General features: G+C 59.0%; 24 protein-coding genes. 17 read left to right on the forward strand and 7 right to left on the reverse strand.

The features are described from left to right. The first annotated feature begins 58 nt into the window (after positions 1–58). The 3 genes from ACOTTU_RS06330 to ACOTTU_RS06340 are packed head-to-tail and all read left to right on the forward strand — an operon-like array spanning position 59 to position 2,276. The gene (locus ACOTTU_RS06330) at positions 59–763 is read left to right on the forward strand and encodes an ABC transporter permease (protein WP_425656699.1); all 705 of its coding nucleotides are present in this window, start codon (positions 59–61) and stop codon (positions 761–763) included. After that, positions 757–1,473, forward strand: coding sequence for an ATP-binding cassette domain-containing protein (locus ACOTTU_RS06335; RefSeq protein ID WP_298917829.1), 717 nt, complete (start codon positions 757–759; stop codon positions 1,471–1,473). Before ACOTTU_RS06330 ends, ACOTTU_RS06335 begins: the two co-directional genes overlap by 7 nt. Further along, entirely contained in the window at positions 1,470–2,276 is an 807-nt protein-coding gene (locus ACOTTU_RS06340; protein ID WP_425656701.1) for a substrate-binding domain-containing protein, read from the forward strand. Before ACOTTU_RS06335 ends, ACOTTU_RS06340 begins: the two co-directional genes overlap by 4 nt. 2 nt (positions 2,277–2,278) lie before the next feature. On the opposite strand, the gene ACOTTU_RS06345 is transcribed toward ACOTTU_RS06340, so the two are convergent. The 4 genes from ACOTTU_RS06345 to ACOTTU_RS06360 are packed head-to-tail and all read right to left on the reverse strand — an operon-like array spanning position 2,279 to position 4,745. After that, a complete protein-coding gene (locus tag ACOTTU_RS06345; protein WP_425656703.1) occupies positions 2,279–2,773 on the reverse strand; it encodes a DUF6505 family protein in 495 nt (164 codons plus the stop codon). Further along, on the reverse strand, positions 2,770–3,474 hold the full coding sequence (locus ACOTTU_RS06350; protein ID WP_425656705.1) for a DUF4444 domain-containing protein: 705 nt from the start codon (positions 3,472–3,474) through the stop codon (positions 2,770–2,772). Before ACOTTU_RS06350 ends, ACOTTU_RS06345 begins: the two co-directional genes overlap by 4 nt. Then, on the reverse strand, positions 3,471–4,538 hold the full coding sequence (locus ACOTTU_RS06355; protein ID WP_425656707.1) for an Mrp/NBP35 family ATP-binding protein: 1,068 nt from the start codon (positions 4,536–4,538) through the stop codon (positions 3,471–3,473). Before ACOTTU_RS06355 ends, ACOTTU_RS06350 begins: the two co-directional genes overlap by 4 nt. Before the next feature lie 6 nt (positions 4,539–4,544). Then, positions 4,545–4,745 (reverse strand): DUF6494 family protein, encoded by a 201-nt coding sequence (locus tag ACOTTU_RS06360; protein WP_298917195.1) that lies wholly within the window; start codon positions 4,743–4,745, stop codon positions 4,545–4,547. A gap of 107 nt (positions 4,746–4,852) precedes the next feature. Between ACOTTU_RS06360 and ACOTTU_RS06365 the strand changes: the two genes are divergently transcribed. Next, the gene (locus tag ACOTTU_RS06365; protein WP_425656709.1) at positions 4,853–5,584 is read left to right on the forward strand and encodes a hypothetical protein; all 732 of its coding nucleotides are present in this window, start codon (positions 4,853–4,855) and stop codon (positions 5,582–5,584) included. Here ACOTTU_RS06365 and ACOTTU_RS06370 read toward each other — a convergent pair. Then, positions 5,578–7,530: a 4Fe-4S binding protein gene (locus tag ACOTTU_RS06370; protein ID WP_425656711.1), complete on the reverse strand. Its 1,953-nt coding sequence runs from the start codon at positions 7,528–7,530 to the stop codon at positions 5,578–5,580. The two genes, ACOTTU_RS06365 and ACOTTU_RS06370, sit on opposite strands and share 7 nt — an antisense overlap. A 326-nt stretch (positions 7,531–7,856) precedes the next feature. Here ACOTTU_RS06370 and ACOTTU_RS06375 point away from each other — a divergent pair, with 326 nt between their 5' ends. The 8 genes from ACOTTU_RS06375 (at position 7,857) to ACOTTU_RS06410 (ending at position 14,861) form a co-directional block, all read left to right on the forward strand. Further along, positions 7,857–8,432 (forward strand): DUF3305 domain-containing protein, encoded by a 576-nt coding sequence (locus tag ACOTTU_RS06375; RefSeq protein WP_298917201.1) that lies wholly within the window; start codon positions 7,857–7,859, stop codon positions 8,430–8,432. Continuing rightward, on the forward strand, positions 8,429–9,019 hold the full coding sequence (locus ACOTTU_RS06380; protein ID WP_425656713.1) for a DUF3306 domain-containing protein: 591 nt from the start codon (positions 8,429–8,431) through the stop codon (positions 9,017–9,019). The genes ACOTTU_RS06375 and ACOTTU_RS06380 overlap by 4 nt, the downstream gene beginning before the upstream one ends. After that, the gene (locus tag ACOTTU_RS06385; RefSeq protein WP_425656715.1) at positions 9,016–9,624 is read left to right on the forward strand and encodes a TorD/DmsD family molecular chaperone; all 609 of its coding nucleotides are present in this window, start codon (positions 9,016–9,018) and stop codon (positions 9,622–9,624) included. The genes ACOTTU_RS06380 and ACOTTU_RS06385 overlap by 4 nt, the downstream gene beginning before the upstream one ends. A gap of 54 nt (positions 9,625–9,678) precedes the next feature. Then, complete coding sequence (locus ACOTTU_RS06390) at positions 9,679–9,870, forward strand: twin-arginine translocation signal domain-containing protein (protein ID WP_298917208.1); 192 nt, start codon at positions 9,679–9,681, stop codon at positions 9,868–9,870. A gap of 90 nt (positions 9,871–9,960) precedes the next feature. Then, positions 9,961–12,858: a formate dehydrogenase subunit alpha gene (locus tag ACOTTU_RS06395; protein ID WP_425656717.1), complete on the forward strand. Its 2,898-nt coding sequence runs from the start codon at positions 9,961–9,963 to the stop codon at positions 12,856–12,858. 14 nt (positions 12,859–12,872) lie between these two features. Then, positions 12,873–13,469, forward strand: a complete 597-nt coding sequence (gene fdh3B, locus ACOTTU_RS06400; protein WP_219506207.1) for a formate dehydrogenase FDH3 subunit beta — start codon at positions 12,873–12,875, stop codon at positions 13,467–13,469. 82 nt (positions 13,470–13,551) lie between these two features. Then, positions 13,552–14,736, forward strand: coding sequence for a formate dehydrogenase subunit gamma (locus ACOTTU_RS06405; protein WP_425656719.1), 1,185 nt, complete (start codon positions 13,552–13,554; stop codon positions 14,734–14,736). Continuing rightward, positions 14,733–14,861, forward strand: coding sequence for a hypothetical protein (locus tag ACOTTU_RS06410; protein ID WP_298917228.1), 129 nt, complete (start codon positions 14,733–14,735; stop codon positions 14,859–14,861). The genes ACOTTU_RS06405 and ACOTTU_RS06410 overlap by 4 nt, the downstream gene beginning before the upstream one ends. 1 nt (position 14,862) lies before the next feature. On the opposite strand, the gene ACOTTU_RS06415 is transcribed toward ACOTTU_RS06410, so the two are convergent. Further along, complete coding sequence (locus tag ACOTTU_RS06415) at positions 14,863–15,519, reverse strand: GntR family transcriptional regulator (RefSeq protein WP_298917231.1); 657 nt, start codon at positions 15,517–15,519, stop codon at positions 14,863–14,865. A gap of 133 nt (positions 15,520–15,652) precedes the next feature. Here ACOTTU_RS06415 and dctP point away from each other — a divergent pair, with 133 nt between their 5' ends. From dctP to ACOTTU_RS06440, 5 genes are read left to right on the forward strand one after another with little or no spacing between them, the layout of a single operon-like run. Then, positions 15,653–16,639 (forward strand): TRAP transporter substrate-binding protein DctP, encoded by a 987-nt coding sequence (gene dctP, locus ACOTTU_RS06420; RefSeq protein WP_425656721.1) that lies wholly within the window; start codon positions 15,653–15,655, stop codon positions 16,637–16,639. A gap of 57 nt (positions 16,640–16,696) precedes the next feature. Further along, positions 16,697–17,245 (forward strand): TRAP transporter small permease, encoded by a 549-nt coding sequence (locus tag ACOTTU_RS06425; RefSeq protein ID WP_298917236.1) that lies wholly within the window; start codon positions 16,697–16,699, stop codon positions 17,243–17,245. Beyond that, positions 17,245–18,561 carry a TRAP transporter large permease gene (locus ACOTTU_RS06430; protein WP_425656723.1) on the forward strand — a complete coding sequence of 439 codons (1,317 nt, stop codon included), beginning with the start codon at positions 17,245–17,247 and terminating at the stop codon, positions 18,559–18,561. The genes ACOTTU_RS06425 and ACOTTU_RS06430 overlap by 1 nt, the downstream gene beginning before the upstream one ends. Further along, a complete protein-coding gene (locus ACOTTU_RS06435; protein WP_425656724.1) occupies positions 18,558–19,802 on the forward strand; it encodes a malonyl-CoA decarboxylase in 1,245 nt (414 codons plus the stop codon). The genes ACOTTU_RS06430 and ACOTTU_RS06435 overlap by 4 nt, the downstream gene beginning before the upstream one ends. Before the next feature lie 10 nt (positions 19,803–19,812). Next, positions 19,813–21,327 (forward strand): malonate--CoA ligase, encoded by a 1,515-nt coding sequence (locus tag ACOTTU_RS06440; protein WP_425656725.1) that lies wholly within the window; start codon positions 19,813–19,815, stop codon positions 21,325–21,327. Here ACOTTU_RS06440 and ACOTTU_RS06445 read toward each other — a convergent pair. Next, positions 21,324–22,283, reverse strand: a complete 960-nt coding sequence (locus ACOTTU_RS06445) for a 2-hydroxyacid dehydrogenase (RefSeq protein WP_425656727.1) — start codon at positions 22,281–22,283, stop codon at positions 21,324–21,326. The two genes, ACOTTU_RS06440 and ACOTTU_RS06445, sit on opposite strands and share 4 nt — an antisense overlap.

Raw genomic sequence — 22,283 nt, forward strand, 5'->3', positions numbered from 1 at the left:
ATGTCCTAGGACGGTGCAACTGAGATTTGAACGCGTGGCACATGCACCGGCCTGACATATGAATGATATCTACGAAGGGCTGGTTTCCGCGTTCTGGCTGGTTGTCACGCTTGATGCAGACCTGATGCAGATCAGCCTGCGCTCGCTGCAGGTCAGCCTGACGGCGCTGGTCATCGCCTCGGCTATTGCGCTGCCGCTGGGGACGTTTCTGGCGATCCGGCGGTTCCGCTACAGACGGCTGGTGATTTCGCTCTTGAATGCGCTGATGGGCCTGCCGCCGGTGGTCGTGGGGCTGATCGTTTACATTCTGCTGTCACGCTCCGGGCCATTTGGCGTATTCGGTCTGCTTTTCACACCGACGGCCATGATCATTGCGCAGGTGGTGATCATCACGCCGCTGATTGCCTCGATCACCCATCAGGCGATGCGGGAGCTTTGGGCGGAATATCACGACCTGCTGATTTCGCTGAACACCAGTGCCCGGCAAAGGATAAAGACCCTCATCTGGGACGGGCGGCGCAACCTGCTGACGGCCTCGCTGGCGGGGTTCGGACGGGCCATTGGTGAGGTCGGCGCGATCATGATCGTGGGCGGCAATATCGACAACGCCACCCGCGTGCTGACCACCGCGATTGCGCTGGAGACCGGCAAGGGTGATTTCGCGCTGGCACTGGCGCTGGGGTTCGTATTGATCGCCTTGGCCATTGGCATAAACATTTGCATCCACTGGCTCTCGCGCACGGAACGGGAGGGCCGCTGGTGAGCACCATCCTGCCCCTGACCCTGACCGATGTGGCCGTGCGCCGTCGCGGCAAGCGCCTGCTGGGGCCGGTCAATCTGACGCTGGGTGAGGCCGGTCTGACCATGATCATCGGCCCGAACGGCAGCGGCAAGACGACGCTTTTGCGGGTGATGCACGGGGTGGAGCGTCTCAGCAAGGGTCATGTTGAATGGTCCGTCACCGAAGACGCGGCGCGCCATCGGCAGGCCTATGTTTTCCAAACACCGATCATGCTGCGCCGGTCGGTTGCGGATAATCTGCGGTATCCGTTGCACTTGCTGGGCCTGCCTAAAGCTGAAGTGGAAACCCGTGTGGGCCGCTGGATCGCGCGGATCGGGTTGGAAGAACGCACCGGCCTTCAGGCCACGCGCCTCTCCGGTGGCGAAAAACAGAAACTGGCGATCGCGCGCGCTCTGATCCGCAAACCGGACGTGCTGTTTCTAGATGAACCCTGCGCCAATCTCGATGGGGCCTCCACCCGTGAAATCGAAACCCTGCTGCAAAACGCGCTCGCCGAAAAAACACGCATTATCATGACCACACATGATCTGGGTCAAGCCAGACGCCTTGCAGATAGTGCACTCTTCATGTTGCATGGCGTGGTGCATGAGAAAGGCTCGGCAGAGGATTTTTTCAACGCACCGAAGACAGACGAGCTTCAGGCTTTTTTCAGAGGAGATATCATCGCATGATCGCACGGGTTTTTGCCCTCGTGAGCGCTGTTTTTCTGGGCACCGCCACATTGGCGGATGAAATCCGGCTGGCGGTAACAACCTCCTTTGAAAATTCCGGTCTCGCGGATGTCCTGTTGCCTGCGATCAAGGAAGATATCGATCTGGATGTGCAGCTGCTGGTTGTCGGCACCGGGCAAGCACTGCGTCTGGGCCGGGCGGGTGATGTGGACGCGATCCTGGTGCATTCGCGCGCCGCAGAAGAGGCATTCGTGGCAGAGAAGCATGGCACCTATCGGCGTGAGATCATGTATAATGATTTCGTGCTTATCGGCCCCAAAGATGACCCTGCGGGGGTTGGTAAGGCCGGGTCGGTGGCCGAGGCGCTCAAGCGCATCGGTGTGACCAAACCCGCCTTTGTCAGCCGTGGCGATGACAGCGGGACGCATAAAAAGGAAATCGCCCTTTGGCGGGCGGCAGATTTCGACCCCGAAACATTTGCCGCATGGTATCGCGAAGTCGGTGCGGGCATGGGCGCGAGCCTGAACACAGCCGCCGGCCTGGACGCCTATATTCTGGCGGACCGTGCAAGCTGGCTGAATTTCGGTAACAAGGCCAATCTGGCACTGCTTTATGCGGGTGACGCAGCGCTTTTCAACCAATATGCGTTTTTGGCGGTAAACCCTGAAAAGCACCCGCATGTGCAAAACGATCTGGCCGTCACGTTAGAGGCGTGGCTGACCAGCCCCCGCGCCGCAGAGCTTATCAACGGCTACACGATCAACGGCGAGACGCTCTTTACCTTCAACGCCAAACCGGAATGATCTTAATGCTGGTGTGGCTCGTCATCCAGTGACCCGTGGATCGCGAATTGTTCGATCCCGGCGTCTTGTGGCTCGATCATGCGGTAGCTCTCTTTCACACCAGCCTCGGTGAGTTCGCGCGTCACCGTCAGCAGCGTGTTGAACTCCTGATCTTCGCAAAGTGCCGCCATCTGGGTGATCTCTTCCATGGCCACGCCCATGGCGGCCTCGACGGAGGGTGCGCCATAGATGTCGACGAAATGCTGGGCGAGGGCGGCGGCAAGCGCGTCGCGTTCGGCCTCTTCGATCTGCGTGACCGCCACAAAGCTCGCGCGGCCAAAGGTCTCGATCCCCATCCAGCCATTGGTGAAGGCTTGCTTGGCCTTGCCGGTCAGATCCCCCTCCGACCAGTTTGAGAATTCAAACCCACCCGATATGCACCATTCACCGGTGCGCGCCGGGCTGTGAAACACGCGGGTGTCGCTGTCGTCGAAATGAATGGCGCGCGCCAGTTTCATGGAACCTCCGTCAGGGTATCGGTGATCGGTATGATCATTGTCTGATCGTTCTGCTGCAACAACAATCCGAAATTTTCGTCAATGCCGAGGAATTTGCCTGTTTTGCCACTCTGAGACACGGTTTCGCCCATGCCGTGGGCCAGACCCGTCCATTCACTGTGCACCGGTTTGACGCCTTCTTCGTCCCAGCGGTTGATCCAGACCAATGTGTGACGTACCCAAGCCTCCAGCAAATCGGTTGGGTCAACCTCGCTGCATCCCTCATCGGCAAGCGTGGTCCTGTCGGGCGTCTCTCCCGTCTCCGCTCCGTCGGACCAAAGCGGCAGCGTCAGGCCAACCACCAGCCAGTCCGGCTCCGCGTCGGCATCGACGGTTGATGCCGCGATGGTCAGGGCGCCGCAACTGGCGCCGTTGACGCGGATGTCGCCCTGCCATTCCAGATGTACCGAAACTTCGGGAGGGGCCAAGGCGCCCAGTGCATTCTGAAACCCAACGCCGCAGATCGGCAGCATGATCATGGCCTCGTTCAGAGAGACTTCGGGGGCAAAGACGATGGCCGCGCGCAGACTGTCCAGACCGATATCATAGGTCACAAGGCCCGCATCGCAGCCCCTGCGCGCTTCGGTACATGCGATGGCGACCGGATCGGCACCCGCCGTTGCAAGCCCCTGAAAGAGCGGCGGAAATCCCGGTCCGCTCATGCTTTTCCGTCAGCAATCAGGGCGCGGGCCACGTGGCGGAACGCCTCCGCCTGCGGACTGTCGGGTTTGGAGACGACAATGGGTGCGCCGCCGTCTGCGGCCAGTCGAATGTCCAGATGCAACGGGATTTCTGCCAGCAGCGGCACGCCCAGCTTCTCCGCCTCAGTGGCCACGCCACCATGTCCGAAGACATGTTCCTCGTGACCACAGTTCGAACAGATATGCGTCGACATGTTTTCGATCATGCCCAGAATGGGCGTGCCAAGCTGGTTGAACATGTCAATGCCCTTGCGCGCATCCATCAGCGCGACGTCCTGCGGCGTGGAAACCACAATGGCCCCGTCGACCTGCGCCTTTTGCGCCAGCGTCATCTGCACATCGCCTGTGCCGGGTGGCAGGTCAACGATCAGCACGTCCAGTGCACCCCATTGCACCTGTGTCATCATCTGCTGCAGCGCCCCCATCAGCATCGGGCCGCGCCAGACAACCGCCTGATCGTCGTTGGTCATCAGGCCGATTGACATCATGGTCACGCCAAAGTTGCGCATGGGCAAAATCGTTTTGCCGTCGGGGGAGGCCGGACGCCCGGAAACCCCCAGCATGCGCGGCTGCGATGGCCCGTAAACATCCGCATCCAGGAGCCCAACGCGCCGCCCTTCGGCCACCAACGCACAGGCTATGTTGGAGGCAACGGTCGATTTGCCAACGCCACCCTTGCCCGACGCAATAGCGATGATCCTGTCGATGCCCGGGATCTGTTGCGGACCGGTTGGCGCGGATCTCTGAAGTTTGAGATCGGGCGGGGCGGACGGCGTGCTGTGGGCCGTCATCACCACAGAAACATTGCCGACACCCGGTATTGCAGTCACAGCATTTTCCGCTACCGCCTGCACCTCGCTATAAAGCTTGGCCTGCGACGGCGGGATTTCGATCACGAAACGCACGTCGCCGGTGTCGCTCACCGTCAGCGCCTTGACCAGCCCTGCGGCCATGATGTCGGTCTCGGTCACCGGGTCAGTGACCGTTTTCAAGACGCTTAAAACGTCATCGCGTGTCAGGCTCATGCGTGATTATCCGTCCGCACGGCCGGTGATCTGGCCCGTCACCACATGTTCCAGATCAAGACCGTCCACTGTGAGGACCACCTTGGCGGTGTAGGTCTGGCCGGTGGTGTCACCGGCGTCGCGCATGGCCTCTTCGATGGCTTGCTGCGAGGTCACACCGACCTGTTTGAGAAATTTGCGCATGGACATGTTGAAATCGTCGCTCATGCTGGGCTCCTTCTGGCTGCTTTGGCTGGGGAATGTTTTGAAAACTTGACGGTTCGGGAGGACTGGTTCTAGGCTGAAATCCTCACCGGCGATATTTGGGAGGGTACGTGCGGGTCTTCTTGGCGATGTTGCTTGTGATTTGTGCCCTGCGGCCCGTGTCTGCGCAAGAGGACTTGCGACTGGCGGTGCCTGAGGCGCTTGAAACATCCGGATTTGCCCAGTTTCTCGTACCGCGCTTCGTGCTGAAAACCGGCGTGCGCATCACGCGGGTCGGCGCAGGCGATCCGGCCCAGATGCGGTTTAGCGCGCAAGGCCGAGCGCTTTTTGAAGGCCTGGGCGAACGCTGGGCATTCGAACATGACGGCAGCGAAAGGGCGGAGCGTTTTGCAACCTGGTTGCGGTCGGACATCGGTCGCCGCACAATCGAGAGTTTTGTGGCCCCAGATGGCAGCAGCTTTTCGACGGAAGTCAAAGCCGTCGCCGTAACGCCGGTTCTGACCTATGACGGCGATCCGGTGGAAGGCGAGGAACTGTCTTTGCGCATGTGCGGTCGCTGCCACGTGATTAACGAGAAAAACCGCATGAACGGTATGGGCGCGACCCCGTCTTTTTCGGTGTTGCGGTCGATGCGTGATTGGGATGACCGCTTTGCCACGTTCCATTTGCGCAACCCGCATCCCAGTTTCACCCAGATCGAGGATGTCACCGATCCTTTTGACCCCACCTTGCCGCCGCCGATTGTGCCGATGGAGATGACCTTTGAAGACCTCGAAGCGATCCTCGCCTATGTTGCGGGCATTCCACCCGCCGATCTGGGCGCGCCGCTGCAACTTCAATGATCCTTGCGTTTGCTCAGGTAGTCGTCGGTGGTCCGCACAGCGGGGCGATCGCCCCCGGCAAACGGGTTGTTTTCCGAATGATATTGCGCCTGAATGCGACAGTTCTCGCACATCTGGATCATCCGCGCCCTTGCCGGATTTGAGAACATCGCGTGATTGCCCGCGAGTTTTTCCATGATGCGCTCAACGGTGGATTTCGACCCAAATAGCGCGCCGCATTCGACGCAGGCAAAGGGGTCTTCTTCGTTGAGCACTTTTTGCGTGAAGGCTTCATCGGTCAGGTTCAGTTGCGGGGTCAGGATGATCGCATCCTCGGGGCAGATATTGCTGCACAAGCCGCATTGCAGGCAGGCATCTTCCTGAAACCTGAGCTGGGGTTTGTCGGGATTGTCCCCCAACGCGCCTGACGGGCACAGCGACACGCAGGACAGGCACAGCGTGCAGGCGTCCTGATCGACGAGAATGGCACCGTAGGGCGCTGCTGTGGGTAAAGGGATTGTCTCAGTATCCGGTTGCAAGGTTTTGGCGGCAAGCCGTGTGACCTGTCGGCGCGATCCCAATGGCAGCACAGGGGCCTTAACCCCTGTGGCTTTGCTGTCCGTGTAAAGCGCGTCACTCAAAGCGTCCGGATCGGCAATGTCCAGCAATGTGATGGTGTTCTGACCCGCAATCGCCGAGGCAACTTCGGCTTCGCTTTCGAGAACCGCACGTTCGGTCCTGGGGGCCAACAGGATGGAAACCGAACTGAAGCCACTTGCCAGTGCGGCCAGCATCTCTGCATGGCCAAAACCGGCAAGCGCTGACACTGACAAGGGGATGACATCCGCCGGCAGCCCATGATCGAAGCGCGCGCTGAGAGAGATCATCTCCGCGCCCAAATCGTCGTGCACCAGTAGGCGTGGGGCATCGCCACCGGCCTTGCGATACGTGCTGGCAAGCGTGTGAATGCGCGAGAAAATTGTTGCAACCGGTGGCGCGTCATAGGTGATCGCGCCTGACGGGCAGAGCGCGGAACAGGCACCGCACCCGGCACAGATCATCGGGTCAATCGCCACATGCTCGCCCGCAGACGTAATGGCACCTGTCGGGCAGATGTCGAGGCATTTGGAACAGGCCGCTTGTTCGGCGCGAGAATGCGCACACAGAGTTTCCTCAAAGCGTAGATAAAGCGGTTTTTCAAAGGTGCCGATCAGTTGCGATGCTTCAAGTACCGCCTTGGCCACCGCCGATTGGCTGCCCGGATCGGCACGCAAATAGCCGTCGCGTTTTTCCGGGGCAGGGAACAGAGGGGGCTGGGCACGCAGATCGAGAATGATATCGCATTCCGTCAGCGCCCCGTCTTTTGCCTCGGTCCAAGTGGTGGAACCACGTCCGCCCGCGATCGTTTGTTGAAGGTGATCAATGCGCAGGTTGAAGGCGCCAAAAGTGCCGCTGGCACGGGTCAACTGGCCACTTACGACGTCAAATTGCGCGCCGGGGAGGGCATCTATGGGATGATCTACCAGAACGGTCACTGCCAGAATATCCGACAGATCGGCCGCTGCCTTCAATGCCACGTCAGCCTCGCCCAGGATCAGACAGGCACCGGTCGAAACCACATCCACGGATTTTTCAGAGGGTTGAGGCAGCAGGGCTTCGGCGACGAGTGCGGCCATCTTGGGACCGGCCGTATCCGCCTCATCTGACCACCCGCCGCGATCTCTGATATCAACAAAGCCGGGGGTATCTACCTGAATTTCGTCTGCTAACTCTCTGAAAAGCGGGGCTTCCTGCTGGCACGCGATCAAGGTACCCGCTTCGGTCAGCAAGCCAGCAGTCTCTTTGATCTGCTTGCCGCATGCCTCTGTCAAAACCTTGCTGCAGGTGACACCAGCCGCGTTTTCGAGCGCTTGCGCGTTGATCGGTTGGCTGCCGAGGCAATCACACAGAATGAGTTTCTTGGTCATATCTCTCCCAGCAGACCGATGTCTTGAAGCATTGTCGCCGACGGCCATCGGCGCATAGCTAGGCAGGAATGTGAGCCCTCGTAAACCAGATTCGAGCAATTCAACTGGAGAGGGTTGGGTATTGATACATCAAATGGCCGTTCAACCCGAGGGTCAGATGAAATGCAAAACCCCCAAAGGTAAGTGTTTTCAGGTGCTTGATAAAATGCAAAATAATTTATGCGCAGAAGGGCACACAATTGTGTGCGATTGCAGGCAAATTTTCCTAGGATAACGGGGATGATTTGGTAAAGTGATCTTACCAACCGTGCGCTTGAGAGGTTCCCTTGGGAGTCGTCTATCCAAATTCAAAGTCACTAAAGCTGGGTGTTGTCCTGCGCAGAACGCGTGGCGCGACCGTTTGGAGCAAGTGGGCCTGGAAGGCTACATCCGTTCTGCCTGGGGCGCCGGATGCCTCCTGGAAATTGATGCGTGAAGAGGGCGATGTGGCCGAGTTTCATGCAACGACGCTTGATGCGTGGCTTTATGTCTCTGACGCTGAGGCCTATGCGCATGAGCTTCAGGCGCAGCAGCCGTCGGTCTATGTCATCATGCGAGAACCCGAAGCGGATGACGACACCGATGTGCCGTTGAACGTCTTGCAGGTGACCTTCTCGCCTTATGAGGCGCAGGATTATTCCGACAGCGGTGAAGAAATTGTTGAACGCGTGCCGATGCCGCCAGCGCTGCACGCATGGGTCGCCGAATTCGTCGCGGAGCACTACGTCGAAGAGGCCTTCGTGAAACGCCGTCGCGACAAGTTGCGCATGGACCGCAAGCAGGACGGCATCGGGGACGCGCGTATTTCACAGGCCACGGATGTTTACCGTGCGCCGCGTTCACTAAGAGAAGCGGCAGAATGAGCGCACAGGGCACTTTCTGGGCGCGCCGACGCGCCGCCGTTCAGGCCGAAGCAGAAGCGGAGGCCCGCGCCGAAATCGCAGCGGAGCAGGAAGCGGCGTTCGCTGAAAAGGACGATGCAGAAGTGCTCGAAGAGCTTGGCCTGCCTGCGCCAGAAAGCTTGCAGGCCGGGGATGATTTTGCCGCCTTCATGGCGCGTGATGTGCCCAAACACCTGCAAAACAGGGCGTTGCGGTCGTTGTGGCGCAGCAATCCTGTATTGGCCTGTGTGGATGGGCTGAACGAATATGATGATGATTACCGCGCCGCCATGCTGGCGATGGAGCCCATAAAGACCGCGTATCAGGTGGGCAAGGGCATGATGTCCCATCTTGAAGAGGTGGCGCGTCAGGAAGAAGCCGCCAAGCAAGTCGCAGAAGTGGAAGCAGAAGGACCGTGTGAGCCGGAGGAAGAGATCGAGACGCCTGAAGCGGTTTCCGCTGCCGAAGAGGTCACGTCGGAGCCCGCACCCTTGCCATCGGTTGAAACAGAGGTATCCGACCCCGCGCCGCGCCGCATGCGTTTCAGATTCGAGGAGGCTGCCGTATGAGTGCCGCCGCCGATATGATGGATGTCGCCCCGGAAGACCGTCTGCGGGCGGATTTGTATAATTTCCTGGGGCTGGCGCTGGCGCGTCCCGCGGATCAGATTTTGCTTGATCAGATGTCGGAACTTTCGGGTGATGACAGTGATCTGGGGCACGCGGTTGCGGGTCTTGCGCGCGTTGCCAGGGCCAGCAAGCTCAAGGCGGTCGAGCGCGAATTCAATGCGCTTTTCATTGGTCTCGGGCGCGGGGAGCTATTGCCCTACGCCAGTTATTACCTGACCGGTTTCCTGAACGAAAAACCGCTGGCACGGCTGCGCAGCGACATGACGGCGCATCAGATTACCCGCGCGGAAAATGTCTTTGAGCCCGAGGACAGCATGGCATCGTTGATGGAAATCATGGGCGGCCTGATCGTGGGCCGGTTTGGCCAACCTGCGTCGCTGGAAGCGCAGCGGATGTTTTTCAACAATCACATCGCGCCCTGGGCCACGCATTTCTATTCGGATCTGGAGGCCGCGAAAACATCTGTCCTTTATGGATCGGTCGGGGCCGTTGGGCGTGAATTCATGGTGATCGAGAAAGAAGCATTCAGAATGACGGCAGTTTGATCTGCCACAAGGGGCGGGACGCCGCTCAGAGTAAGACGAAAGGGAGGAAGACACATGGCAACGAAATCGGAAGGCGGCACAAACCGCCGGGATTTCCTGAAACTCGCGGGCACCGCTGCCCCGGCAGCGGCGGTCGCCGTGGCCGCAGGGTCGGGATCGGCTGAGGCCTCGCCGGTCGATCCGACCTCGGACAAGATGCAGGACACCGCACATACGCGCGCGTATCTGGACAGCACACGGTTCTGAGACTTCCGGGCCCGTCGGATGACGCGCCCTGACCGTCTTTGAACCCCCAAAACACCTAGCCACCTGATCGGGGCAGCAAGGGAGGAAAACATGTTAAGAAAAAAGACCAATAGGGTCACACAACGCGCCGGACGGACGAACATCCTGACGGAAGTGGCCGAAAAACCAGTGGATCGCCGCGCGTTTCTACGCGGATCGGGCCTTGCGATTGGCGGGTTGGCGGCGATTTCCGCAACCGGCGGATCGGTCACGCAAGCCTCGGCGCAGTCGGCGGTCGATGGCGCGGTTCAGACGATCAAATCGGTTTGCACCCACTGTTCGGTCGGCTGCACGGTCATCGCAGAGGTCGCCAATGGCGTCTGGACAGGTCAGGAGCCTGGCTGGGACAGCCCGTTCAATCTGGGTGCGCATTGTGCCAAGGGGGCGGCTGTGCGCGAACACGCTCATGGCGAGCGACGTCTCAAGTACCCGATGAAGAAGGAGAACGGCGAGTGGGTGCGCATCTCCTGGGAGCAGGCGATCAACGAGATCGGCGACGGCATGAACAAAATCCGCGAAGAAAGCGGACCGGATTCCGTCTACTGGCTCGGCTCGGCCAAGCACAATAACGAACAGGCCTATCTGTTCCGCAAGTTCGCCGCCTATTGGGGCACGAACAACGTCGATCACCAGGCGCGGATTTGCCACTCGACCACGGTGGCCGGTGTGGCCAACACATGGGGCTACGGCGCCATGACCAACAGCTACAACGACATCCACAATTCCAAGGCGATTTTCCTGATTGGCGGCAACCCTGCCGAAGCGCACCCGGTTTCCCTGCTGCATATCCTGCGCGCCAAGGAACAGAACAACGCACCGATGATCGTTTGCGACCCGCGCTTCACGCGCACAGCGGCGCATGCGGATGAATATGTGCGGTTCCGTCCGGGTACGGACGTTGCCTTGGTCTGGGGGATCCTGTGGCACATCTTCGACAACGAGTGGGAGGACAAGGAGTTCATCCGTACGCGTGTCTGGGGCATGGACCAGATCAAGGAAGAAGTGGCCCGCTGGACACCTGAAGAGGTTGAGCGCGTGACCGGCACGCCCGGCAGCCAGCTCAAACGCGTGGCCCGGACGCTGGCCAACAACCGCCCCGGCACGGTGATCTGGTGCATGGGCGGCACGCAGCACACTAACGGCAATAACAATACGCGCGCATATTGCGTGTTGCAGCTGGCCCTAGGCAACATGGGCACGTCGGGTGGCGGCACCAACATTTTCCGCGGACACGACAATGTTCAGGGGGCCACCGACCTTGGTGTTCTGGCCAATACATTGCCGGGGTACTATGGCCTCAAGCCCGGATCTTGGGCGCATTGGGCCCGTGTCTGGGAAGAAGACCTTGACTGGCTCAAAGGCCGTTTCGCGGTCATGGAAGGGGCCGGAAAAGACGGCACCGACCGGATGATGATGAATGAGACCGGCATCCCGGTGTCGCGCTGGATCGACGGTGTTCTGGAGGATGCAGAAAACATCGACCAGCCCGACAATACCCGCGCCATGGTTCTCTGGGGTCATGCGCCGAACTCACAGACCCGTCAGAAAGAAATGAAGACGGCGATGGAGAAACTGGACCTGATGGTGGTTGTTGACCCCTATCCGACGGTTTCCGCCGTGTTGCAGGACCGTCAGGATGGTGTGTATCTGCTGCCAGCCTGTACGCAGTTTGAGACACGCGGGTCGGTGACGGCCTCCAACCGGTCATTGCAGTGGCGGGACAAGGTTGTTGATCCGATCTTTGAATCTTTGCCGGATCACACGATCATCTCGATGTTTGCCAAGAAGTTCGGCTTTCACGACAAGCTTTTCCGCAATATCGCGATGGATGGCGAAGAACCCAACGTCGAGGACATCACCCGCGAGTTCAATCGCGGCATGTGGACAATCGGCTATACCGGCCAGTCGCCCGAGCGCCTGAAAAAGCACATGGCGAACCAGCATACGTTCGACCGCACGACACTGCGGGCTGTGGGTGGACCGGCGGATGGCGATTACTACGGTCTGCCATGGCCAAGCTGGGGCACGGCAGAGATGAACCACCCCGGCACACCGAACCTCTATGACATGAGCAAACCGGTGGCCGAAGGGGGGCTGACGTTCCGCGCCCGCTTTGGGGTGGAGCGTGATGGCGATAACCTGCTGGCCGAAGGGGTCGCATCGGTGGGTTCGGAAATTCAGGACGGTTATCCTGAGTTCACGATGCAGATGCTGATGGACCTTGGATGGGACGGTGATCTGACAGCGGATGAACGCGCTGCCATTGACGCGGTCGCCGGGCCCAAGACCAACTGGAAAACCGACCTGTCGGGCGGTATCCAGCGGGTTGCGATTGCCCATGGCTGTGCGCCTTTCGGCAATGCCAAGGCCCGCGCCGTGGTCTGGACCTTCCCGGATCCAGTGCCGGTGCACCGCGAACCGCTCTACACCAACCGTCGCGATCTGGTCGCCGATTATCCAACCTATGAGGACAAGAAGTTCTGGCGTCTGCCGACGATGTACAAGTCGATCCAGGATCAGGATTTCTCTCAAGAGTATCCGATGATCCTGACCTCGGGTCGTCTGGTCGAATATGAGGGCGGCGGCGACGAATCGCGGTCGAACCCATGGTTGGCGGAGCTTCAACAGGACATGTTTGTCGAAGTGAACACTCGCGATGCCAATAACCTTGGCATTCGCGATGGCGAACAGGTCTGGGTCGAAGGTCCCGAGGGTGGCAAGGTCAAAGTGATGGCCATGGTCACCGAGCGTGTTGCCGCCGGTGTGGCCTTCATGCCTTTCCACTTCGGCGGGCATCTCGAAGGGGTCGATCTGAGGGATAAATATCCCGAAGGGGCCGATCCTTACGTTCTGGGGGAGGCGTCGAACACGGCGCAGACCTATGGCTATGACAGCGTGACACAGATGCAAGAGACGAAATCGACGCTCTGCAAAATCTGGGCAGCATAAGGGGAGTATGAAAAATGGCCGCTAGAGCAAAATTTCTCGTCGACGCCGAACGCTGCATTGAATGCAACGCCTGCGTTACAGCCTGTAAAAACGAACATGAAGTGCCATGGGGCATCAACCGCCGGAAGGTCGTCACCATCAATGACGGCTCGCCGGGCGAACGGTCGATTTCCGTGGCTTGTATGCATTGTTCGGACGCGCCCTGTATGGCCGTCTGTCCGGTGGATTGCTTCTATCAGAACGAAGAAGGCGTCGTTCTGCACTCCAAGGACCTCTGCATTGGGTGTGGATACTGTTTCTACGCATGCCCCTTCGGTGCGCCGCAGTTCCCGCAGGCGGGCAACTTCGGATCGCGTGGCAAGATGGACAAATGTACCTTCTGTGCCGGGGGTCCGGAAGAAAACAACTCCACAGCCGAGTTCGCCAAATATGGCCGCAACCGCATCGCCGAAGGCAAGCTGCCGATCTGTGCGGAGATGTGCGCGACCAAGGCACTGCTGGCCGGTGACGGCGACGTCGTTTCCAGCATCTACCGCGAACGTGTCGTGGCGCGCGGGTTTGGGTCCGGTGCTTGGGGGTGGGGTACCGCCTATGACCAGAAAGGGGGCTAACCGCCTCTGGTCACTTTGAAAAATACCTCAGGGGCGGCTCAAACGGGCCGCCCTGAGTGTCTTAGCCAAACAGGATATGCTCATGCTTCGTCTTCTTTGTCTTTTGGTGGTCTCAGTGGTCCTGTCGATCCCCGTGCACGCACAGGAGGCAGAACAACCCGTCGATCGGAGCGCCACAGGCGGCGCGCAGACGCTTGAAGACATCATGAAGCGTCAGGAGGGGCTGAAGGTTGACGACAGTTTCCGAAGTGATGTGACAGGCAGCCCGGAAAGCGCGGCTCCGATCAGCGGGCAATTGGGGACCTTGGGTGGCGCATCTGATCCTGATCTGTGGCGCGCCTACCGCTACAATTCGGCGGCCATTACCACACAGGCGCGCGGACCTGCGGCCGATGTGCTGATCCAGGATGGCGGCATGTGGTGGCTGGAATTCCGTCAGGGGCCGCTGCTCAAATACGGTGGCTGGCTGCTCGGTGGTATGGTGATCCTGCTCGCTGTATTTTTCCTGATCCGCGGGCGCATCCGCATTGACGGTGAAAAGACCGGCCAGACCATTTTGCGATTCAATTCGGTGGAACGGTTTGCGCATTGGTTATTGGCGGGATCGTTCATCCTGCTGGGCATCACCGGGCTGGTCACGCTGGCAGGGCGCAAACTGCTGATCCCGGCCTTTGGGCATGAGGCTTTCGCGACGCTGGCGATTGGATCAAAGTGGATACATAACAATGTTTCCTGGGCGTTTATGCTGGCGCTGATCCTGGTCTTTGTCTTCTGGGTGATCCACAATCTGCCCGACCGGACGGACATCAACTGGATTCTCAAAGGTGGCGGCATTTTTGGCGGGGGGCATCCGCCCGCCAAGAAGTTCAATGCGGGTCAGAAGCTGATCTTCTGGTCGGTCATCCTGTTGGGCGGCTCCATTTCAGTCTCCGGTCTGTCACTTCTGTTTCCCTTTGAGTTGCCGATGTTTGCCATCACCTTTGAAAAGCTGAACGCGCTCGGCTTGCCGCAACTGCTTGGCTTGGGGGAATTGGCCACATCCCTCGCCCCGCATGAAGAGATGCAATATGCCCAATTGTGGCACGCCATAGTGAGCTTTGTCCTGATGGCCATCATCATCGCGCATATCTACATCGGCTCCGTGGGCATGGAAGGTGCCTATGACGCGATGGGCAAAGGCGAGGTCGAACTGCAGTGGGCGCGTGAACACCACAGCATCTGGACGGCGGAAGTCGAGAAAAAGAAATCGCAGGCGGGATCCACATGAGAGAGATACTTCTTGCAGCCATCGCGATGGTCGTGATCGCCTTTGGGGCCAACTATGTTCTGAACGACGCCGGATTCTCAGCAGCCGATCAGACATCCGGTCAGGCGGTGCGTCTGGGCGAGTGAGCTATTGCGCGGCGGTGCGCAGCTCTGTCATGAGGTGGCGGAATTTCTCGCCCTGAATGCCGACATGTTTGCGCAGCACTTTGGCCGCGCGCTCATCGGCTCCCGCTTTGAGGGCTGAGACGATCTCTTCGTGCTCGGCCATGGATTGCGCCATCCGCCCGCGCAGGCGCAGTTGCAGGCGGCGAAACGGTTTTAGCCGTCGGTGCAACCGCACCGCTTGTCCGGCCAGATAGCTGTTGCCGGATTCCGTATAGATGGTGTGATGAAACCGCTCGTTTTCGCGGTAATAGCCATCTGTGTCACCCGAGGCGACCGCTTCACGACACAATGCGTTTGCATGTTCCAGATCGGCTAATGCCGCGTCGGTGATCCTGCGTGCGGCCAGCCTTCCGCAGACCGCTTCGATTTCGGCCATGGTTTCGAACATTTCCATCAACTCAACGGGCCCGGGCTGGCGCACAAAAACCCCCCGGCGCGGCAGTTGCTCGGCAATGCCCGATGCCACAAGACGTTGCAGTGCCTCGCGAATGGGTGTGCGCGAGACGCCAAACTGTTTTGCCAGGCGTATTTCATCCAGCCGGTCGCCGTCATTGAATTGACCGGTGAAGACCAGTTCTTCGAGGGCATCGGCAATTCTGTCGGCGTGACGCATATCCATGGTGTCACTTTAGTAGGAAACGAAGTGCTCAACAATCACAATATTGTATACAAGAATATTGACTTTGAATGCGAAGGGGGAAATGCTGAAAACATTCCCGGGCGCAAAAAGCCCGGCATTCTGGGAGGAAACAATGAAATCGAAAATGCTGTCCGCAGCGCTTGGCGCTGCTCTTGCTACTTTTGCCATGTCCGCACAAGCAACCGAACTGCGTCTGTCGCATCAATGGTCGAACAAGGATATTCGTCATCAGGTCGCCCAGATCATCGCCGATGAGGTTGCCGCCGCAGATGTCGATCTGGACATCAAGATTTTCGGCTCGAAATCGCTTTTCAAGCCCCGCGAGCAGTATAAGCCTTTGAGCCGTGGTCAGCTGGACATGACCGTTCTGCCGCTCAGCTATGCGGGCGGCCAGCAACCCGCCTATAACCTGACGCTGATGCCGGGGCTGGTAAAGAACCACGACCACGCCGCGCGCTTGAGCGACAGCCCCTTCATGGAAGCGCTGGAAGCCAAGATGGCGGATGATGATGTCATGGTGCTTGTGCACGGCTATCTGGCGGGCGGTTTCGTGGGCAAGGATAAATGCATCACAAAGCCCGAAGACGTGGTAGGTCAGCAGACACGCGCGGCGGGCAAGGCGTTTGAACAGATGTTGGCGGGTGCAGGGGCTTCCATTGCCTCCATGGCGTCTTCGGAGATCTACAACGCCATGCAGACAGGCGTTTTGACGGCGGCAAACACATCGTCGTCATCCTTTGTTTCTTATCGGATTTATGAGCAGGTCACATGCTACACACCGGCGTCAGACGTGGCGCTCTGGTTCATGTACCAACCGGTTCTGATGAATAAATCCACCTTCGATGGCCTGTTGGAAGCCCAGCAAACAGCGCTTCTGGATGCTTCCGAGAAAGCGGAGGCTTTCTATCTGGAGGAAGCCAAGAAGCAGGATGCCGCATCGGTCAAGGTGTTTGAGGACGCAGGGGTCGAGATCGCCCAGATGACGGCAGAGGATTTCGCCGCCTGGCAGGCGATTGCCAAGGAAACATCCTACAAGGCTTTCGTGGCGGATGTTCCGGACGGGCAGGCGTTGCTCGACATGGCACTGGCGGTCGAATAACCCGCCCGGGCGGCACGAACCTGCCGCCCCGTTTCTTCCAGCAGTCAGGACAATTTCATGGCCGGTCAAAACACCGCTGTCAGCGCGCAAGTTGGCAATCATCCGTTCTTGCGGCTCGTCGCGGCGTTGTCCACCGTCGCGGGGTGGTGCTCAGCTGCGATGATCGTGCTGGCTGTGGGCATTACCTGTCAGATGATTTTCGTGCGGTTTGTCCTGAACGGCTCCACGGTCTGGCAGACAGAAATGGTGATCTACCTGGTGGTGGCGGCAACTCTGGTCGGACTGCCCTATGTGCAGCGCCTGCGGGGTCATGTGAATGTTGATCTGATCCCACTGGCCTTGCCGCCGCGGGGCAGGCGGGTTCTGGCTGTGATCACGCTGTCGCTGTCCATCGCGATCATTGGCGTGATGCTCTGGTATGGCTATGAATACTGGCACTTCGCCTGGGATCGCGGCTGGCGGTCCGACACCGTTTGGGGTGTGCGGCTGTGGATACCGTATCTTGCCCTGCCCATCGGATTTGGACTGCTGCTGTTGCAACTGGTGGCGGACCTGGTGGGTGTGCTGACCGGAACGGAAGCCCCGTTCGGTCTGGAGGAAAGCTGATGGATCCGCTTTTGCTGGGCGCGCTTGTGGCGCTTTGCACCATCATCGTGTTGTTTTCCGGTGTCTCTGTCGCGGTGGGGTTGCTGATCGTCTCGGCAGGGTTTCTGATGATCTTCGACGGCATGCGCTCGCTGGAACTCATGCCGGAAATCCTCTTCGGCAAGCTGGACAATTTCGCGCTGCTGTCGATCCCGATGTTCATCATCATGGGGGCCTCCATCGCATCGACACGTGCGGGCGCGGACCTCTATGAAGCCCTCGAACGCTGGCTGACGCGGGTGCCCGGCGGCCTCGTCATCTCCAACCTTGGGGCCTGCGCGCTTTTTGCGGCCATGTCGGGATCAAGCCCCGCGACCTGTGCCGCCATCGGCAAAATGGGCATTCCGGAGATGCGCAAACGCGGCTACCCCGATGGGGTCGCAGCAGGCTCCATCGCCGCCGGCGGCACCCTGGGCATTCTGATCCCGCCATCGGTGACCATGATTGTTTACGGCATCGCGACGGAGACATCGATTGGCAGGCTTTTTCTGGCCGGTGTCATTCCGGGGCTGCTTCTGGTGGCGCTCTTCATGGCGTGGTCTCTCTATTCCACATGGAAATCGGGCAATGCACAGCTGCTGACCGCGGGCAGCTACACGTGGCGCGAAAGGTTCGAAATCCTGCCGCGTGTCCTGCCGTTTCTTGGCATCATTCTGGGGGTGCTCTATGCGATGTACGGCGGCATCGCGACACCATCGGAGACCGCCGCCGTGGGCGCTCTCCTTTGTCTGCTCATCGCCATGGTGATCTACAAACTCTGGGCACCCGCTGCCTTATGGACGGTTTTGCGTGACAGCACCAAGGAGAGCGTGATGATCCTGTTCATCATCGCCGCTGCCGGTGTTTTCTCCTACATGCTGTCGAGCCTCTTTATCACCCAGTCCATCGCGGAATGGATCGGCACGCTGGATGTCAATCGTTGGGTATTGATGGGCACGGTCAATGTGTTTTTGCTGATCGCCGGGTTTTTCCTGCCCCCGGTTGCCGTGATTCTGATGGCGGCACCCATCCTTCTGCCGATCATCACAACAGCCGGCTTTGATCCCATCTGGTTTGCGGTTGTGCTGACCATCAATATGGAAATCGGTCTGATCAGCCCGCCGGTCGGCCTGAACCTTTATGTCATCAACGGCATCGCGCCCGATATTTCGCTCAAGACCATTCTGACCGGTTCATTGCCCTTCGTCGCCTGTATGGTCATTGCCATCGTCTTGCTGTGCGTTTTCCCCGGTCTCGCCACATGGCTGCCGGATGCTGTCATGGGACCCTCGTTTTGAGCCTTTTTGCCGATCTTCTCTCTTCTGTTTTCGAGCGCCGCTACCGCAGTGCGCTGGAACCGGAGCTGAGCGGGCGCAGCATTCAGGAGCTATGTTTTGACCTGCTGGGAAGTGCTGGCGAAGTATCAGGCTCAGTGACGGCACGGTACATTCTAGACCGCTATAACCAAATGAGCGTCGCAGAGAAAGCGGCGTTTTTCTGGTTTCTGACCAATGACCTAGGACTAATGCCAGAAGCGGTTCATACGGCGTTGGCGAAATACGAATCCATCCCGAACAAATCCACATACCTGGCTTTCATGCAGGCGGTTGAGCCCCGGCGGCAGGAGTTGGCGCGCAGATTGAACCGGGTGCCCGGTGCCACGGCGCAATTAGTAAAACTGCGCGCGGATTTGCGCGAACTCTTACCGGAAAACCCCGCTTTCGATCTGGTGGATCAGGATTTCAAACATCTCTTTTCGTCCTGGTTCAATAGGGGATTTCTGGTTCTACGCCCGATCAACTGGGAAAGCGCCGCCGAAATCCTTGAAAAGATAATTGCCTATGAGGCGGTGCACGCCATTGGCAGTTGGGAAGACCTGCGCAGACGGGTCCAGCCCAGCGACCGGCGCTGCTATGCATTTTTCCATCCGGCGATGCCAAATGAGCCGTTGATATTTGTCGAGGTGGCGTTGACCAAAGGGGTTCCCGGGGCCATTCAGACAGTATTGTCAGAGGAACGCGATACCCTGGACGCAATCGAAGCAGATACGGCTGTCTTTTATTCCATTTCCAATTGTCAGGCCGGCCTTGCGGGTATTTCGTTCGGCAATTCGTTGATCAAACAAGTGGCTGCGGACTTGTCACGCGATCTGCCGGGTATTGAGACGTTTGTCACACTGTCGCCGATTCCGGGGTTGAACGATTGGATGCCTCAGCGTGATAAGCAAGATGTCGCGAAAGGAGAAGCGTTGCGTCAGGCGGCGGCCTATTATCTTTTGCAAGTCAAACGGTCCGATGGCCGTCCGCGCGACCCTGTTGCACGTTTTCATCTGGGTAACGGGGCTTTGGTTCACGATGTGCATGCTGCCGCTGACCTTTCGGCGAATGGCATGACGCAATCGTCGGGAGCAATGGTCAACTACCTTTATGACCTGCCAAGGGTCGCGGAGTATCATGAAGGATACGCAACCGAACACAGTATTGCGGCCTCTGTCGAGGTTCAGACCCTTGCTGCTGCATATCAGAAATCCCTGCAATGAGGGCAAGGTGATGGCAAATCCGCTTTATGATACGCTCTTTGGCCGCCACGCGGAGAGAGAGACGCCCTTCCTCTTTCTGCCCGATGGAAAGGCCCTGACGCATGCCGCGTTTCTGGACATGGCGGCGCGTTTTGCCCATGCATTTGCTGCCCTCGGTGTCTCCACCGGTGACAGGCTGGCGGTGCAGATCGAAAAGTCCCCGCAGGCGCTGGCCGTCTATGCGGCCTGCGTTCAGTCGGGCATCATTTTCTTGCCGCTCAATACCGGCTACACCGCCAGCGAAGTCAGCTACTTTGTCGAAAACAGCGCGGCTGCCCTGCTGGTTTGTGATCCCGCGAAAAGAGACGACTTGATATCCATTGCCGAGGCAAATGAAACACAGCTCGAAACGCTGGGTGCGGATGGGCGGGGCAGTCTGTGGGAGCTTGCGCGCCCCTTGCCTGGGCGTTTTGAGACTGTTGCACGCGGCCCGGATGATCTGGCCGCCTTTCTCTACACCTCCGGGACCACCGGGCGCTCAAAAGGGGCGATGCTGACGCAGAACAATCTTCTTTCCAACGCGGAAACACTCACGCGGGTGTGGCGATTTGACAAGGACGATGTGCTGCTGCACGCGCTGCCGATCTTTCACACCCATGGGCTTTTTGTTGCGACCAACATCACCCTGCTGGCCTGTGGTTCCATGATTTTCCTGCCGAAATTTGATCGCGACGCCATCATCGACCGCTTGCCTCAGGCCACATCAATGATGGGTGTGCCAACCTTTTACACACGTCTTCTGGACGATCCGCGTTTCACGCGGGATCTGGCGGCACATATGCGGCTTTTCATTTCCGGAAGCGCGCCGCTGCTGTCGGAAACCCATATGCGCTTTGAAGATCGCACGGGGCACCGCATTCTGGAACGCTACGGCATGACCGAAACCAATATGAATACCTCCAACCCCTATGACGGCGACCGCAGGCCCGGAACGGTTGGATTTGCCTTGCCGGATGTGGAACTGAAAGTGACCGATCCGGCGACGGGTGCGACATTGCCCGATGGCGAGATTGGCCAGATCGAAGTGCGCGGCCCGAATGTGTTCAAGGGCTATTGGCAGATGCCCGAAAAAACCCGTGAAGAACTGCGAGAAGATGGGTTTTTCATCACCGGTGATCTCGGCCTCATTGACGATCAGGGATACCTTCAAATCGTCGGGCGCAACAAGGATCTGATCATTTCGGGTGGTTACAATATCTACCCCAAGGAGATAGAGGCCGTGCTGGATGCGCAACCCGGCGTGCTGGAAAGCGCTGTGGTGGGCGTGCCGCATCCCGATTTTGGGGAAACCGTGATCGGCATAGTGGTTCCCGAGAAAGGGGCGGTGCCGGATACAGCGCGCATCAATGCGTCGGTGCAGCATCAATTGGCGCGGTTCAAACATCCGCAAAAACTGATTTTGCTGGACGCGTTGCCGCGAAACACCATGGGCAAGGTGCAAAAGAACCTGTTGCGCGAGGAATACGCGACGCTTTTTAGCGGCTAGAGCTTGTCCTTGGGGGTTTGACCCGCAAAGAACGCATCCAGATTGTCCAGCGCGCGAAATCCCATGGCATCGCGTGTGCGTGTGGTCGCGGAGCCGATGTGCGGCAGCATGAAGATGTTATCATGCGCGGCAAATGCCGGGTTGCCGCCGGGCTCCACCTGAAAACAGTCAAGGCCCGCTGCCGCAATTTGACCGCTGGCAAGCGCCTTCAGCAAGGCGGCCTCATCGACCAGAGCACCCCGGGCCGAATTCACCATGACAGCGCCCTTGGGCAACAGGGCGAAGCGTTCCGCATTCATCAGATTGGTTGTCTGCGGTGTCGCGGGGCAGTGCAGGGACAGAAAATCAGCCACGCTCAGCAGGCTCTCGACGGTATCATGGTAGGTGGCACCGGCGGCGATATCCTCGGGTAGCGGGCTCCGGTTATAATAGTGGATTTCCATATCGAACCCGCGCGCCTTGGCGGCAAACGCACGCCCGACGCGTCCCATGCCGATGATCCCCAGCCGTGATCCCGTCACCTGTTTGCCGACCATGAAAGAGGGTGACCAGAAGTCCCACGCGCCAGTGCGCACGATCCGGTCACCTGCCACCGCGTGACGCGCGGCCCCGAGCATCAACAGCATGGCCAGTTCTGCCGTGGCATCCGACAGCACGTCTGGCGTGTTGGTCACCGTAATGCCCCGTGCGGCCAGTGCGGGCAGGTCGCAATGGTCAACGCCCACCGAGTGATTGGCGATGATTTTCAGCCTGGGGTCCAACTGTGCCGCGACGTCGGCGCTGAAATGTTCCGAATGGCAGGGAATGATCGCGTCAAATTCCGCGCTGGCGGCAATAAGCGCGTCGGCGCTGCCCGGCGTGTCTTCGTGATTGATAACCGTGTCATAGTCGCGGGCGGCGCGTTCAAGGGTGGCATCAGAGAGGCGGCGGGTGATCCACAAACGGGGCTTTGTCAT

The sequence above is a fragment of the Roseobacter sp. EG26 genome, from assembly GCF_049830555.1.
GTDB lineage: Bacteria > Pseudomonadota > Alphaproteobacteria > Rhodobacterales > Rhodobacteraceae > Roseobacter.